Origin of the sequence: Streptomyces sp. AK010, from assembly GCF_014207295.1 — a bacterium.
Classification (GTDB): domain Bacteria; phylum Actinomycetota; class Actinomycetes; order Streptomycetales; family Streptomycetaceae; genus Streptomyces; species Streptomyces massasporeus.
Map to the genome: position 1 here is coordinate 1 of NZ_JACHCX010000075.1, position 1,357 is coordinate 1,357.

The window sequence follows — 1,357 nt, forward strand, 5'->3', positions numbered from 1 at the left end:
GGGGCTTCCCCCTTGTAGGTGGACACCTTCGATCCGGCCCCGCAGGGGACCGGCCAGAAGGAGTCATTTATGGTGATGAGGGTTTACTCGCCCGAGTTCAAGGCCGACGCTGTCGCGCTGTACCTCTCGGACCCGAGCCATACCTACACCCAGATCGGCGATGACCTCGGCGTCAGCCGCGAGACCCTGCGGAACTGGGTGAGCGCCCACCGCGCACGCACCGAAGCCACCGGCACCACCAGGAAGAACGTGACCAGCACCACCCCGGCCGGCCAAGGCGGCCCCGACGAGCTGCGCGAGCGCATCGCAGCCCTGGAGGCCGAGCTGAAGGCGGTCCGCAAGGACAACCAGAAGCTCGCCCAGGAACGCGACATCCTGCGCAAGGCGACGAAGTTTTTCGCCTCGGAGATGAACTGGTGAGCCGCTTCGCGTTCATCTCCGCCCACCGGGAGGACTTCCCCGTCAAGCGGCTGTGCCAGGTCATGGACGTGCAGCGCTCCAGCTACTACAAGTGGCGCGCCTCCGCCCCGGGCCGCGCCGCCCGCGAGCAGGCCGACGCAGCCCTCGCCGCCAGGATCAAGGCCATTCACGCCGAGTTCGACGGCGCCTACGGCGCCCCGCGCATCACCGCCGAGCTCCGGGAGACCGACCAGGTGCCGGTCAACGAAAAGAAGGTGGCCCGGGTCATGCGTGCCTTCGGCATCGTCGGCACCCACCTGCGCAGGAGGGTCCGCACCACGGTGCCCGAGCCGTCCGCCACCCCCGTTCCGGACCTGTTCCGGCGCGACTTCTCCGCCGCCGCGCCGAACACCAAGTACATGGGCGACATCACGTATCTGCCCGTCGGCGACGGGGAGTTCCTCTATCTGGCGACCGTGCTGGACTGCTTCAGCCGCAGGGTGGTCGGCTGGTCGATCGCCGACCACATGCGCACTGCTCTGGTCGCCGACGCGCTCACGATGGCCGCCGCCACCCGCGGCAGCCTCGACGGAGCGGTCTTCCATACCGATCACGGCGCGCAGTACACCAGCCGCGAATTCGCCGCGCTGTGCGGGCAGTTGGGCGTCACCCAGTCCATGGGCGCGGTCGGGACCTCCGCGGACAACGCCGCCTGCGAGAGCTTCCATGCCTCGCTGAAGCGGGAGATCCTCAAGGGCGCCCGCCGCTTCCCGGGGGCCACCGCATGCCGCCGGCAGGTCTTCCACTGGCTGACCCGCTACAACACCCAGCGCCGGCACTCGGCCAACGGCCAACTCAGCCCCATCGCCCGGGAGCGGGAGTACGAACTGCAGTCGGATACGATGACACTCGCCGCATAGCAGCACGAACCGGTGTCCACTTCTCGGGGGGAAGCCCC

Annotated in this window: 1 protein-coding gene; it reads left to right on the plus strand. The window is 69.0% G+C overall.

From position 1 onward, the window contains the following. The first annotated feature begins 69 nt into the window (after positions 1-69). Positions 70-1,319, plus strand: a protein-coding gene (locus HDC93_RS37650; RefSeq protein ID WP_185015256.1) for an IS3 family transposase whose coding sequence is annotated in 2 segments (ribosomal slippage) — positions 70-406 and positions 406-1,319 — 1,251 coding nt in all. Because the reading frame shifts where the segments join, the coding sequence is not laid out codon by codon here. Positions 1,320-1,357: the final 38 nt, after the last annotated feature.